This window comes from Bacteriovorax stolpii (genome assembly GCF_002872415.1).
In the GTDB taxonomy this organism is placed as follows: Bacteria; Bdellovibrionota; Bacteriovoracia; order Bacteriovoracales; family Bacteriovoracaceae; genus Bacteriovorax; species Bacteriovorax stolpii.
The window spans coordinates 577,385-591,312 of sequence record NZ_CP025704.1; the positions used below are offsets into that span (position 1 = coordinate 577,385).

The 13,928-nt window shown below is 41.8% G+C and carries 10 protein-coding genes; 6 read left to right on the forward strand and 4 right to left on the reverse strand.

The window, feature by feature from the left end; all coding sequences use genetic code 11:
* Nucleotides 1-54: 54 nt before the first annotated feature.
* On the forward strand, nt 55-2,118 hold the full coding sequence (locus tag C0V70_RS02695; RefSeq protein WP_102242325.1) for a sodium-translocating pyrophosphatase: 2,064 nt from the start codon (nt 55-57) through the stop codon (nt 2,116-2,118).
* Between the two features lie 67 nt (nt 2,119-2,185).
* Nucleotides 2,186-2,566, forward strand: a complete 381-nt coding sequence (locus C0V70_RS02700) for a hypothetical protein (RefSeq protein WP_102242326.1) — start codon at nt 2,186-2,188, stop codon at nt 2,564-2,566.
* A 20-nt stretch (nt 2,567-2,586) separates the two neighbouring features.
* Here C0V70_RS02700 and C0V70_RS02705 read toward each other — a convergent pair whose 3' ends face one another.
* The 3 genes from C0V70_RS02705 to C0V70_RS02715 are packed head-to-tail and all read right to left on the reverse strand — an operon-like array spanning nt 2,587 to nt 4,354.
* Complete coding sequence (locus C0V70_RS02705; RefSeq protein WP_102242327.1) at nt 2,587-3,039, reverse strand: hypothetical protein; 453 nt, start codon at nt 3,037-3,039, stop codon at nt 2,587-2,589.
* A 36-nt stretch (nt 3,040-3,075) separates the two neighbouring features.
* Nucleotides 3,076-3,888 (reverse strand): TatD family hydrolase, encoded by an 813-nt coding sequence (locus C0V70_RS02710; RefSeq protein WP_102242328.1) that lies wholly within the window; start codon nt 3,886-3,888, stop codon nt 3,076-3,078.
* 31 nt (nt 3,889-3,919) lie between these two features.
* The gene (locus C0V70_RS02715; protein WP_158649537.1) at nt 3,920-4,354 is read right to left on the reverse strand and encodes a response regulator; all 435 of its coding nucleotides are present in this window, start codon (nt 4,352-4,354) and stop codon (nt 3,920-3,922) included.
* A gap of 316 nt (nt 4,355-4,670) precedes the next feature.
* Between C0V70_RS02715 and C0V70_RS02720 the strand changes: the two genes are divergently transcribed.
* Nucleotides 4,671-6,647: a collagen-like domain-containing protein gene (locus C0V70_RS02720; RefSeq protein WP_102242330.1), complete on the forward strand. Its 1,977-nt coding sequence runs from the start codon at nt 4,671-4,673 to the stop codon at nt 6,645-6,647.
* 26 nt (nt 6,648-6,673) lie between these two features.
* Nucleotides 6,674-7,858: a hypothetical protein gene (locus C0V70_RS02725; protein ID WP_133566686.1), complete on the forward strand. Its 1,185-nt coding sequence runs from the start codon at nt 6,674-6,676 to the stop codon at nt 7,856-7,858.
* Here the strand turns inward: C0V70_RS02725 and C0V70_RS02730 are convergent.
* Nucleotides 7,828-10,791, reverse strand: a complete 2,964-nt coding sequence (locus C0V70_RS02730; RefSeq protein ID WP_102242332.1) for a hypothetical protein — start codon at nt 10,789-10,791, stop codon at nt 7,828-7,830. The two genes, C0V70_RS02725 and C0V70_RS02730, sit on opposite strands and share 31 nt — an antisense overlap.
* Before the next feature lie 141 nt (nt 10,792-10,932).
* On the opposite strand from C0V70_RS02730, the gene C0V70_RS02735 reads away from it, so the two are divergent.
* Together C0V70_RS02735 and C0V70_RS02740 are read left to right on the forward strand one after the other, a co-directional pair.
* A complete protein-coding gene (locus C0V70_RS02735; RefSeq protein WP_133566688.1) occupies nt 10,933-13,461 on the forward strand; it encodes a PP2C family protein-serine/threonine phosphatase in 2,529 nt (842 codons plus the stop codon).
* Nucleotides 13,458-13,928: a hypothetical protein gene (locus C0V70_RS02740; protein WP_102242334.1), complete on the forward strand. Its 471-nt coding sequence runs from the start codon at nt 13,458-13,460 to the stop codon at nt 13,926-13,928. The genes C0V70_RS02735 and C0V70_RS02740 overlap by 4 nt, the downstream gene beginning before the upstream one ends.

Here is a 13,928-nt window from a genome sequence, read left to right on the forward strand (position 1 = left end):
GGGTAATTCTAAGTATTCGAATTTTATTACTTATTTCAAACATGGGGTACAGCAATGTTCAGTAGCACACTGATCAATTCTCCGATCTACGTTGGGGTTTTTGGTTTATTAATCGCCGCGTTTTTTTACTTCCGAGTAAAATCACAGCCAGGTGGAAACGAAACAATGGAAAGAATCGCATCTTACGTACGTGAAGGATCAATGGCCTTCTTAGTTCGTGAGTACAAAGTTCTTGCAATCTACTGTGTGGTAGTTGCAGCGGCTCTTTATTTCGGTCTTGGAGCAGTTTCGTCTGTTTCATTCATCGTTGGAGCTTTCCTTTCTCTTCTAGCAGGTTTTGCTGGGATGAAAGCAGCGACATACGCTAACGTTCGTACAACTCAAGCAGCTTCAACTGGATCAAAAGCAGCAGCACTTCTAGTTGCTCTTGATGGTGGTGCGGTTATGGGTCTTGCAGTAGCTTCTCTTGGACTTGTTGGTCTAGGAGTTATCTACGTTGTATTCAAAGACTCTGCTGATCTTTCAACAATCCTTCACGCTTTCGCAGTAGGGGCTTCATCAATCGCGCTATTTGCTCGTATCGGTGGTGGTATCTATACAAAAGCTGCTGACGTTGGTGCTGATATCGCAGGTAAAGTTGTCGAAAACATTCCTGAAGATGATCCACGTAACCCAGGTGTAATTGCAGATAACGTTGGTGACAACGTTGGTGACGTAGCAGGTATGGGAGCTGATATTTATGAATCTATGGTTGCAGCAATCGTTGCAGCAATGGCAATCGCTCTTACAATCCCGGCTGCAAGTTTAACAAATCTTGTATCAACTGCTGATGAAGTAGCCGCTCGCATGGCGGGTGTTGCTCTTCCTCTTCTTCTTTCAGCTCTAGGAATGGTTATCTCTATCGCGGTAATCTTCCTTGCTCGTATGTTTAAAAACTCAAAGCCAGCAACGGTTTTAAGAAACGCTCTAATTGTTCCACCAATCATTTTAACAATTGCTTCATACGTACTTGTTCCAATGTTTGGAATTTCTCAAGGTGTAACTGTAGCTCTAGCTGCTGGTGCATTCTCTGGTATGTTCATCGGTCTGATCACTGAGTACTACACTGCTGGTAAACCAATTCGTCTGACAGCAGAAGCTGCTAAAACTGGAGCTGGTACAGGTGTTATTAGAGGTCTAGCTGTTGGTATGGAATCAACTGCAATCCCAATGCTTCTTGTTGTAGCTGCAGCGTACATCGCTGACAGATACTTAGGTCTATACGGTATCGCTCTTTCTGCTGTTGGTATGCTTGCTGGTACAGCTGTTGTAATGACAGTTGATGCTTACGGGCCAATCGCTGACAACGCTGGTGGTATTTCTGAAATGTCAGGTCTTGGAAAAGCAACTCGTGATATTACAGATGAACTAGATGCTGTAGGTAACACTACTGCTGCTATCGGAAAAGGATTCGCTATCGGATCTGCTATCCTAACAGTTCTTGCACTTTTCTCTGCTTTCACAATGGAAGTAAACCACGTAAGAGAAACTGCTGGTCTTGCTAAGATGTCACTAGAGTTAACTTCTTCTGGAGTTCTTCTAGGGATTCTTATCGGATCAATCCTTCCATTCCTAGTTGGTTCAACAACTATGACTGCTGTAGGTAAGGCTGCTCAGGCGATCGTAGTAGAAATCGCTCGTCAGTTCAAAGAAATCCCAGGTCTTCGTGAAGGTAAAGCTGAACCTCAACCAGCAAAAATCGTAGATATCGCAACTCTTGCAGCTCTAAAAGAAATGATTCTTCCAGGTATCATCGCTGTTCTAGCTCCAGTTGTTGTTGGTTTCGCAATGGGACCTCAAGCTCTAACTGGTATGCTTGCAGGATCTCTAGCTGTAGGTGCTACAATGTCTCTATTCATGGCAAATGCTGGTGGAGCATGGGATAACGCTAAAAAGTTCATCGAAAAAGGTGGAATTCCAGGTCACCCAAAAGGATCTGACACACACAAAGCTGCTGTTGTTGGTGACACTGTTGGTGACCCGTTCAAAGATACATCTGGACCAGGTGTAGCAATCCTAATTAAAGTTATGTCAGTAGTATCGCTTCTAATCGCTTCTTTAATTGCAACGATTGGATAGTCTTTCTACAAAAACTAGTTTTTAATAAAAGGGCCCTCGAAAGAGGGCCTTTTTTATTGGAGGCTTGATGAAGGTCATTTCCATTGCTGCATTTGTCGCTTTTATGGCCCTTGCCATTTATCTTCTGCTGCATGAAAAAGAATTCATGGGCGAGAGTAGACACCGCAAACTTCAGCCCGTTTCAAAATCTAAAATTATTGGACAAAGACAAGAGCGAGAGCTTCAGCCTTTTGAGCTTCAGCGACAACGTATTAACAATGAGGCTATCTTTAAGTTTGAGAATTCTGACACTAATGAAACGTATGAGTTTCGCGAAGATGAAATGGCCGAGTTTGACAGTGCTTTAAAAACCTTGAAAGAAGTTAAGCGAGAGATCAAAGGGGATACGACTGATCCCAATGTCATTAACAACACCAAGGTGATTAAAGAGTATTACGAAGTCGACTAACCTTTCTTTTAATCTTTTTTCTAATCTTTTTTCGCAGCCATCTTTAAAGGCATGATAAATTTGTTCCCAAATTTGGCCTTTAAAGAACGGTAGTCGTAGGACTGAAGTTTTTTTACCAGACAGTTTTTTACACTTTCATCCAGCTTGTTGACTTCATCGGCCACATCGACAAATTCCAGTTTAGAGTTTGAATTGATTCCTACTGCCAGACAGGCATAGTTGTCTTTAAGTCCTTGCGAGCAACTTAAAAGATCTTTTTCTTTTTCCAGGAAGAAATCGACGGTGTGAGTTTGTAATTGATTGTGTTCATACAGAGTGATTTTCTTTTCGCGAGCTTCATCTCTTTTGTTGATATATTCATAGGCCTTAGGAGAACAGTTCTTCTTATCATGAAAGGTCATTGGTTTTGCAGTTGGTTCAGGTGTTGGAGTAAAGAGAGAGCAACCAGCAAACAGGGTCAACGCCATTAACATAAGTGATGTTTTAATAAGAACTCCTTGGATATGAATCTAGAAGTGAAACAGATCGACAGAATTTTTATAAGCTTTAGTTAAAACGTCATCTAAAGTGACACCTTTAACTTCAGCTATTTTTTCTGCGATAAAAGGCAGGTAATAAGGAGCATTTTCCACTCCACGGTAAGGATCGGGAGTTAGGAAAGGAGAGTCCGTCTCCAAGAGCACTCGCTCCATGGGAGTGATTCTTAAAGCGTCTCTGACGTTCTCAGCATTTTTAAAAGTGATGATGCCATTAAAGCCGATATAGAATCCTTCATCCAAACAAAACTGCGCAAGGTTTAACCCCGAAGTGAAACTATGGATAACGCCTTTTCTTTTTAATGTCGTAGAGAAATTTTTTAAGACAGCAATCGTATCTTCATCAGCATCTCTTGTATGAATAACGACCGGAAGGTTGAAATCAACAGCGATCTGCAATTGCTCCTCAAAAGCTTTGATCTGTTCGTCGCGAGGAGATTTTGAGTAATAATAATCAAGACCAATTTCGCCAACAGCAACGATCTTTTTATTCTCAGGATTTTTTAAATTTCTAATGACGTGAGCTCTCACCTCATCATTCCATTCTTTTCCTTCATGAGGATGAAGACCCTGTGTACAGTAAATCTGTGGAAAGGTATTTGTAATGGCGATCACTTCATCCAAGTTGTTAGGAGAAGTTGAGATCGTTATCATTTTTTCAATTTTATGAGTTTCTGTTTTTGCAACAACATCTTCGCGCGAAGCGGTCTTTAGCATATCCAAATGGAAATGGGTTTCAATGATGGGGAATGCTGGAATAGGAATTTCGCGACGACTTTTACTCATGGAAGTTATAGTAGCACAGTTGATATGGGCTTTAAACCCCTAGGGTTCGACCGATTTTATCGAGGAATATATTGTAGGTAAAAGGTTTGACAATAATGTTGCTAATTCCCATTGAGATAGCTGACTTTACATTATCAGCATCGATAGTTCCCGAGATAATCAAAATAGGAATGTCCTTATATTTCTTTCGCGCCTTGAGTTCTTTAATCAGCTGCAGTCCGCTCATCCTTGGCATCACGATGTCGACAATAATAAGACCAAAATCCTGGTTCTGAATTTTAGATAGAGCTTCCTTACCGTCAGAGGCGGTGACAATGCGGTCTTCTTCAATTCGCGATTTAATAAGATAATTAGACATTAACTGCTTAATCTCTTCCTCATCATCGATTAAAAGAATCGCCTTATTATTCAAGAACTTTTCAACAAGTTCATATATAAGGTTAGCTTTGCTATCTATTCTATCCATATCCATACTCATTCCATCTTTAGGTTTTATTATAACTCCATGTGGAAGAAGCGCTAAATTGGAACTTGGTAAGTGTAAAGAACTGTGTGGTGAGCAAAGCAAGCAGTGAAGATTATGAGAGAAATTTGAATAAGCATTTTCTCTTTAAACACAACTAATCTGCCAACTTTTTGAGCTGAAAATTTAACTAAAAAAAGAAGGCCTGCCTTTAAAATGAGCTTTTATTTAGACGCTTTAACTCCTTAGATACGCGTTCATTCTTTATATAAAAGGGTGTCCTGATCAGTATTTGTTCAAGAGGCCTTATAATGCTGACATGACAACAAATACTTTTAAAACAGCGGCTATGTTAGTAACCCTGGCGATGACTTCGCTTCCTGTTTTTGCTCACAATAATAACGATAATAATGATTATGCTTATTATATCGTTAGCCCAAAGAGCTGGAACAATAAGAAGGATGAATCGTGGCTTCGCATGACGAGTAAGTCAGGTGAAGTGAGTAATGTAACCTTTAATGGTTCGGTTCAAATTCCGGATTCAATTAAGGTGAATGCTGGTTTATTAAGAGAAGGACCTTCAACGGTTTATTTAGTATTTGATAATGTTCAGTGTAAGTACGAAACGAAAGTCACAAGATTTTTTTTCAACTTCACTTATCCTTTTGTCGCTTGTTCTGATGGATCCCGCGCGAGGGAAGACATTCGTGTAAATTCAAAAATCTCTTTATACCTAAAAGAGACAAAAGGTTTTCCAGCAACGGCGTACGCTTCAGTTAAAGTTCTAGAAAAATACGTCAAAGGTATCACTCTTCCTCAATTAGATTCTGAAAAAGGACAAATCCTTCGCTTTGATGGAGAGCTTTGGGTGCCGACTGATTACATTCCAGATGGGCAGGCCGCAGGTGATGTCCTGGTTTGGGATGGGACAGGTTGGACAGCTTCGAAGTTAACTTCAGGTGGAGCAGGTTCAAAAGGTGATAAGGGAGACAAAGGAGACAAAGGTGATAAAGGAGACCAGGGAGAAAGAGGTTTAACTGGTATGGTTGGTCCGGCCGGTCCTCAAGGTCCAGCAGGAGCTGCGGGGGCAGCTGGTGTTGCTGGGGCCAAAGGTGATAAAGGGGACAAGGGAGATAAAGGTGATACGGGTGCTGTTGGTCCAAAAGGAGCAACAGGAGCTCAAGGTCCAGTAGGTGCTGTTGGTCCGCAAGGACCAAAGGGTGACACTGGGGCGGCCGGAGCAGTAGGTCCTCAAGGTCCAAAAGGAGATAAGGGAGATACAGGTGCAACGGGTCCTCAAGGTCCAGTAGGTCCTTCTGGTGCAATCGGTGATGCCGGTGCCGTTGGTGCTCAAGGTCCGAAAGGAGATAAAGGTGAAACAGGAGCAGTAGGTCCACAAGGACCACAGGGGCCTGTTGGTCCAGCTGGTGAGCGTGGTGAAGCTGGTGCTGTTGGTGCGACTGGACCTCAAGGTCCACAAGGTAACAATGGTGCTGACGGAGCTGTTGGTCCTCAAGGACCGCAAGGGCCGCAGGGTCTTCAAGGGATCGCTGGAGAAAAAGGTGAAAAAGGAGATAAGGGAGAAAGAGGCGAGCCCGGACTTCAAGGTCTGCAGGGACCAGCAGGAGTGGCCGGAGCTCAGGGTGAAAAAGGAGACAAAGGAGACAAGGGTGAAAAAGGTGACCCTGGTCTTGTCAGTTTAACTGCAGGAGCAGGGATTGTTGGTGGAACTATTTCTGGTAACGGTGGAACGATTGCCGTTAACGTTGGTACAGCTGCTGGGCAAATCCCGGTGATTGGATCAAATGGAAGACTGCCAGCTTCAATTGTTCCAGATGCAGTTTCAAAAGTTGCCTTCATTAAAGACGTTAAAGCAAATGGCACTAACGGCGGATCGTGTGACTCATCTAAAGGGTGGGAGCAGGTTCGCGATTTAAATAATATCAGCGGAGACACATCGTTTGTTTCTCTGGCCTCAAATCAATTCACGCTTCAAGCAGGAACTTATGTGATTGAAGCTGAAGCTCCAGCTTATTTAGATGGTTTTCACAAAGCTGTCCTGGTTAATGCGGGAACTGGTGAGATGGTGATCTTAGGATCAAATGCCAGAAGCCATAACGTGGCCGGTGGTATGGAGCCTTCAAAAATCCTGGGATCAGTGACGATTACCGAAGCAACAACTTATGCTATTAAACACAGATGCGCTAGCACGATGGCCACTGTAGGTTTTGGTAGCCCGGTGAGTTTCGGAGTAGATGAAGTTTATACTCAGGTAAAAATTACTAAAGCGAAGTAAAATTAAATTTGGGTTAACATGTATGTATGAAATGCATGTTAATCCTTTTTCTTTTGTCTCCCTCAGCTTTTGCTATCGACTCTGGTGATGGCTCAGATGGTGTTTGCAATATCACTGGTGGAGCTGACACTCAGATCACATCTGCAAGAAGAACTTATCAATGTAAATCATTAAACATCGACGCCAATTTAAACGCTTTTAAAGGCGGTGGATCTGCTTCTAATGGCTCTCCTTTAATTATCAAGGTTCAAGAAGACGTTACGATTGCCGTAGGTGTAACCGTCGATATGAGTGGAGAGAATGGTAGTAACGGATCAACCGGTTCTGCGGCCACAGGTGGACGAGGTGGTGCTGGCGGGTTTGCCGGTGGGAATTCGACGAACTCTATTGGCAATAGTGGAAATGGAAGTGGCGCCGGGACTGGTGGGCAGTATGGTACAGGTTCAGGGATCACTGACTCATATGGAGGCGGCGGCGGTGGTGGAAGTTATAAAACCACTTCAGCAACTCAACCTTCTGCAGGTAATGACAACGACAACAGTACAACGATTACAGCAGGAACAAACGGAACGACATACGGACCAGAAAGTGCTTTTGATACAAGCTTTGTTGGAGGCTCTGGTGGAGCTGCAGGTGGAGCGGGCCTGGCATCAAGCTCAATAACTTGGTTTGGAAGTTCTGGTGGCGGTGGCGGCGGAGCAATTCGTATTATTGCTGGTGGTGATATTACGGTTGATGGGACCATTGTTTCTAATGGTGGAAACGGCGGTGGTGATGGCACAACAACGAGTAGTGGGGGTGGTGGAGCTGGTTCAGGCGGAGCTGTTTGGCTTCAGGCCGGAGGAACTCTGACTGTCAGTGCATCAGGATCAATCAATGCCACAGGAGGAGCGGGTGGAACTAACGATTCCCTTTTCTCTGATGGATTTGGTGGCGATGGTGGAGACGGACGCATTCGTCTCGATGATGCTGATGGTGTCGTCACTATTGCTAATCCCGCTTCTGTGTCGCCAACTCCTTATAGCACCTCATTTACTCCAACTCCGATTTCATCAGGAACATCGGGAGTCTCAAGACAATACAGCAGTTCTGTTTCTTGTGCAAAAGTCGCACTGGATGAATCTCAACCTTCTTTTGTCATCAATATGCTGGTTGGTTTTTTAGCAGCGGCACTTCTTCATTATTCTTTATCTAAAAAATCAAAAGTGTAATTGAACATCAAACCAAAACTCATGAATGAGTGCTTATTTTCTTCTTTAGTGAAAGAGACATTGTCTACGAATATCCCAGCTCCGTAATGAGACTTGATTTTCACCATGGCATCAGCATGAAGTGAAAACAATTTCCCAAAACCTGCTTCTGCATTTAAATCGATAGCTCCTAACTTTGTTCTAATGAAAGCTCCGGCAACAGGAGAAGAAAAACCTTCATCAGCGATTTTTAAATTAGACTCTACATAAATCGTCTTTTTGACAAAGGCGATCATCGGCCCCCATGAAAAACTATCGCCCTTTCTGATCATCTTGAGATTCAGGTCCATGTCCATGAAAGTGATCTCTTTAAAAACTTTTCCTCGAGAAAAAGAAAAAGAAGGGGAGAGCAATTGAAAGTATTTCATTCCTATTGGTTTTTGATAAAGAACAGACCAGCTATTTAAAACGGCTCCATCTACTTCAGCAGTGTATTGATCTGCTTTATTTTCATAACTCAATTTATGAGGCTTAAAACCAAGTCTTAGGTAGTGCTCAATTTCTTTTTCAACAACAGGCTTAACTTCCATTTTTACTTCGACGACAGGAGGCTTCTCTTCAACGACTACTGGAGGGGCAACTTTTTTAGGTGCACATCCAATTTGGAACATGCGGCGCTTTGAGGCATTTTCCTGTGCTTCTACTTTCCAATAATATTCACCTGCGCGGCCATCAAACATCTTGCAGCTGATTTTAAAGTCCGTAGAATTGACTTTCTTTGAAAGGTGAATGTGAGTGAATTCTAAATCGCTAGAGATAGAGATTTGATAAGTTTTGGTCTCAGGAATAGCTTCCCAGCTTAAAAGTGCGGAGTCTTCTTCTTCCGGCATAATAGCGGCTCGGTGCTTTGGTAAAAGAAGTTGAATCTCAACAGGCTCAGGTTTTAAAAGCTCAGGATTCACTTCAGCTTCTAAAGTTGAAACGCGCGAGAACTCAGTTTTTCTTCCCCAAAAATCCACATAAGAAACACGCCAGTAGAAAACCCCCGGGGTGGCATTTTTCCAAATAACATGAGGGACTTCAGTTTCAATTCTAGTAATCAGAGTTTTTAGGTCACTATCTTTATAAATTTCGACGATATAACTTTTTGCTCGGGAGTTGGCCGGTAGATCCCATTCAGCGACAGCTACTGGCCCTTCAGCGTGAGCTCTGCCGATAAAAAGATCAAAAATATTAAAGGACGATGACTCTTCTAAATACTTCAGTTTTATTTTTAAGCTTGGAGTGATTTCCGGACGAGAAAGTGGAGGAGATGGCTTAATTTCAACACTCACCGGGCTTGAGTACTCAACATTTTCACCTTTTTTCACTTTCACTCGCCAGAAGTATCTTCCGGTGTTGGCCAGACTGGTTGAGGCATTATTCGTCTCTACATCTTTAGCGACAATAATTTTCTTAAAGGCGGGGTCGTCAGAAAGTTCAAACTGATAAAGAGCAGAGGCTTCAACTTTGTCCCACTTAAAAGAGACAAGCTGGTCTGGTTTTTCAAGCTCAATGACTGCACCTTCACTTGGCATTTGAGCTAAACGAAGAGGTGATTTGATAACAATTTTTCCGGCAATCTTATTTGAAGTCACTCCGGAAAGTGTTTCTCCTTGAACTTCCCAGCTGTATTCACCTTTGTCTTTTAAGTTAATAGGCAATGATGTTTGTTCAGTTTCAAACTCTTGAACAATGTCGTCTTTAATCAAGCGGACTTTATAGCGAACAGATGAAGGGCCAGTCCATGAAAGAACCTGAGAGGTCTGTTGGTCGTTATAATTTACTTTTTCCAAGAGCGGTGGCGTGATCGCAGTAATGCTCACAGGATGCGCTTCCATCACACTTAGTGAAAGAGGAGAGCTCCAAAGAGCAAGCGGCCTTTCAGGAGAGTCGACTCTGACTGAAACTTGATAAGTCCCAACTTCAGAAGGAGTGAATTCATAATTGCTTTTAGAAAGCTTAATCTCTTCAGTCTTTTTATCAGGTGATTCAAGTCTTAAAAGGAAGTTCGCAACATTATTTTTTGGCCAGCTAATGAAGGCCTTATCTGTAAGTTTTGGCCCTTTATAGAGAATGCTTTCGCGAGCATTAACGACGACTGGCATTTCTTCAATTAATGTAAAAGTCTTGATCGGGCCGGAAACCTGGTCTTTTCCGGTGAGTCTCCAGAAATAAGTGCCTGCTTCAGAAAGAGTCAGAGTCTTTTGGTTTGCAGTTATTTCTTCAGAGTAAAAAATCTTTTTGAAATTGGCATCTTTGGCAATGGTTAAAGTGGCCGGTGTATCGTCAACGACAGATTTCCAGGAGAATTCAAGTGCGGTGTCTTTAACGAAGTAGCGGCGCAGATTGTGAACAGGAGATTCAGGGATAAAAGGTATCGTTTTGACTTTAATATTTCCCGTTTTAAGATCCTGGATAACAACCTGGTTGGGTAAAATTTCCTGATCTTTCAGGCGGGCCTTTCCATCGAGCAGAAGAAACTTATTTTCCCCTGAGCCTTGTTCGATTTGAATGTTGGCATTATCCGACTTAAATGAATACTTTTTCCCGCCTAATTCAATATCCAGGTTAGGGGAGTCCTTGTTAAGTTTAGCAATCAGGTTTCCCTTGTCCAAACTGAAGGTGTTCGTTTTATTTACGGTTTTTATCCTAAGAAGTGAGTTTTCAAAGAGACTGATTTCCGGGCCATTAATAAAATTAATCTTCGCTGAAGATTGTCCATGAGTGTAGATTTCATCATTTTGAGAGAGGGAATCGCCGGGTTTTACATCAATCCATCCCTGATAAAAATCGCGTTTTCGTTTTACGGTTTTGAGTTGTTCTACGATTGAGGCGACTTTCATTTCATCGCCATTCCCCTGAGATTTAGGCGCGTAGAGCACATAGAGGCTCATAAGCGCCAGCGCACTCATAAAGACGAGTAAAAAATTGTCAAAAGTCTTAAGTCTCAAAAATTTGCCGCATATTGGGTTTCTTCTAAGTTATTGTAACATTAAGCTACAAAAACTTTTTAGCTAGGAAGAATAATCTTGATTAGAAAAGTCAAATTTTCTTTGAAATACAAATTCGTTGTGGCGATCTCAGTATTGCTACTGTTGACGATGGGATTTTATCTTTCCTATGCTTTAAACATTTTTAAAGAAGATAAGGCCGCTGATGTTTATTCAATCGCACTTACTAATTCCATTTCCGTAGCAGAAAGAACAAAACTTTTAATCAATGAAGACACCAATCTTTTAAACTCACTTAAAGACAGTGAGAGTGGTGATGATATTGGGCAGAAGATGCAGACCATGGCCTCAACTCACGATGAAATCCTGGGTGTCGAGTGTCTGGTGAATAATGAAAACTATCTAAGCGCTAAAAACAATAAAAAACTGGCAGAGCTAACGGGCAATGATGAGGAAAAAATTCTTGATCAGGCCCACGGTGCTTTTGAGTGGATGAAATCCATTCCAACAGGAGCAACCAGAGTGGAGATGGCCGCAGTAACGGGTTTTCCTTCACACTTCACTATCATTAAAGCATTGGAGCAAAACTTAAAGTGTGCTCTACATATTTCCTATGAAAAGTTGATGCCTCTCATGAACGAAACACTTAACTATGGGACTTATATCCTGACAGGAAGTGGAAAGGTTTTCTTTAAACTCAACAATATTAATGTTCCAAAAGATTTAAAAAAAATTGTCACTGACCAGGCAGTGGTTGATATCGAGCAAGGGGTAAAGAAATTTGATGATAACGGAGTTGCTGTTATCAGGGCCTTCTCGAAGGTCCCGGGGCTGGAGCTTATTTCAATCACCGAGATTGAAGAGAGTAAAGCTTTTCTTGCTTCGAGTTTATTGATTCAAAAATCCCTCTTCTTTGGAATCCTGATTCTGTCGGTTGCTGTGATTGTCGGTATTCTTTTTACCAAGAGAATGACTAAAAATGTGCAGACTCTTTTTGAAGCGACAACTCAAATGTCGCAAGGGAATTTCGATGTAAATCCTTCTGCTGAAGGAAATGACGAGATCGGCGCCCTGACAGACTCATTTATCGACATGAAAGATAAGATTCTTATGTTCATGGATGAGATGAAAGAGAAGGCGAGAATTGAAAGTGAGTTAAAAGTAGCTCAACTAGTTCAGAATTCTTTTTTTCCAAAGCACGCTATGGTGAAGTCGACTTTCAGTTTTGATGGAAGGTATATGCCAGCTTCAGAGTGTAGCGGTGACTGGTGGGGGTATTTTGAGCAAGGGCCGATTGTGACTATGATCGTCTGTGATGCCACTGGGCATGGAGTTCCTGCGGCCTTGATTACCGCGGCAGCTCACAGTTGCATTTCTACACTTAGAATTGATTCAGAAAAAACTTATATCTCTCCAAAAGTTGTTTTGGAGAAACTCAATAAAGTTGTTTGTTCAATGAATTCAGAAATCCTAATGACAGCTTTTGTCCTGGAAATTAATGAAGAGAAAGGTGAAATTAAATATTCAAATGCCTCTCATATGAATCCTTTCTTGATTCATAAAATCAATGATGAGTACACCAAGGAAGGCGTTGATCCACTCATTGGAAATAATGGGGCGAGAGTTGGTGAGAAGATCACATCGTCTTATGAAGAAACATCAATGCCAATTACTAAAGGTGACCGTATTGTAATGTTCTCAGATGGCTTAACAGAGATGGAAGTTGAAGGGAAGGCCTGGGGACAGAGAAATTTCTTAAAAAGTGTTCTTAAGGGATGCCATCGTGAAGCCAGTGGTCTTCTGAACGCTATCTTGGAAGATTTTGGAGAGCATAGAAAGAATGCCCCATTACAAGATGACATCACGCTTATCACGGTGAGTTTTGAAGGCCAGCGCGTGATTATTGAAGACAAGAATGCGAAGACCGATGACTCTTTATATGTCATTTCTAAATTAACGAATCAGGAAAACCTGGAGTTTCTAACTGGCAATAAGATTAACCATCTTATTGGACATAATACGCTGGATTTGAAGCGTGAGATTCGTTTGGTGGAAGTGCTGGAGTCCAAAAAAGAATTCTATCTTCCAGACTATATAGATGATAGCTATAAAAAGCAGAGCTGGAATCTTGTGAGCAATTTTAAAATCCCGGCCGTTTTAAAGGAAATGGGCCAGAAGTTTAACGATGATTTTACTGAAGCAATTAAGGCCGATGTTTTAAAACTCGTGGCCGAAGAGCTTTTATCTAATGCCTTTTATCATTCAAACGGCGACCAGGCGGAAAGAGGAAAAGAAATTCTTCTAACTCCGGATAGAGAAGTGGAATTCTTGTTTGCAGTTAGTAATGAAAACGTCATCGTTTCAGTCAAAGGGCCAACCGGCTTTTCTTCGAGAGAAAAATTAATCAATAGTATTTGCCGAGCCTATAAGGAAAAAGCCCCATTGGATGGTAGTGGAGGGGCCGGGCTTGGGCTTTATATGGTCTATGAAAAGAGTAACCAGTTCTGGGTGATCAACGGTGGGCCAAATGCCGGGCAAATTATCTGTGTTTTTGAAAAATTTAATCGTTATAAAAAGGCCAAAGAACGAGTGACATCGTTTCATTATATGGCCAAGGAGATCCGATCATGAGCGAAAAACTAACTATCACAACTCGAATTACAGATGTTACAGCAAATGTTGCACTGGAAGGAGTGATTGATGAGGACGCCAACTTCGATAAGATTAAGTCTCTGGGAATGAATCAGTTTGTTTTTGACTTTAACAATGTCAGCATGATTAATTCATGTGGGATTAGAGAGTGGATTAAGTACTTAGACGAGCTGGGATCAGCAAGTATTACTTATATTAATTGCCCACAGATTATTATCGAGCAAGTGAATATGGTTCATGGCTTTATCCGTAAAGGTGTAGCGGTAGAATCTTTTTATGCTCCATATTTCTGCACAAATTGCGACACGGGAAAGAAGATTCTTTTAAAGAGTTCGGAAGTCTCAGGGAGTAAACCACCCCTGAAACATTGCAATACTTGTAAAACGGAACTGGAATTTGATGCGATTGAAAAACAGTATTTTAGTTTTTTAAGCCAAGGGAAATAA

Excerpts from the sequence above, each read along its gene's own strand:
- C0V70_RS02725 (WP_133566686.1), top strand. The coding sequence starts at position 6,674 with ATGAAATGCATGTTAATCCTTTTTCTTTTGTCTCCCTCAGCTTTTGCT.
- C0V70_RS02695 (WP_102242325.1), top strand. The coding sequence starts at position 55 with ATGTTCAGTAGCACACTGATCAATTCTCCGATCTACGTTGGGGTTTTT.
- C0V70_RS02720 (WP_102242330.1), top strand. The coding sequence starts at position 4,671 with ATGACAACAAATACTTTTAAAACAGCGGCTATGTTAGTAACCCTGGCG.
- C0V70_RS02740 (WP_102242334.1), top strand. The coding sequence starts at position 13,458 with ATGAGCGAAAAACTAACTATCACAACTCGAATTACAGATGTTACAGCA.
- C0V70_RS02710 (WP_102242328.1), bottom strand. The coding sequence starts at position 3,888 with ATGAGTAAAAGTCGTCGCGAAATTCCTATTCCAGCATTCCCCATCATT.
- C0V70_RS02730 (WP_102242332.1), bottom strand. The coding sequence starts at position 10,791 with ATGAGTGCGCTGGCGCTTATGAGCCTCTATGTGCTCTACGCGCCTAAA.
- C0V70_RS02700 (WP_102242326.1), top strand. The coding sequence starts at position 2,186 with ATGAAGGTCATTTCCATTGCTGCATTTGTCGCTTTTATGGCCCTTGCC.
- C0V70_RS02705 (WP_102242327.1), bottom strand. The coding sequence starts at position 3,039 with ATGTTAATGGCGTTGACCCTGTTTGCTGGTTGCTCTCTCTTTACTCCA.
- C0V70_RS02715 (WP_158649537.1), bottom strand. The coding sequence starts at position 4,354 with ATGGATAGAATAGATAGCAAAGCTAACCTTATATATGAACTTGTTGAA.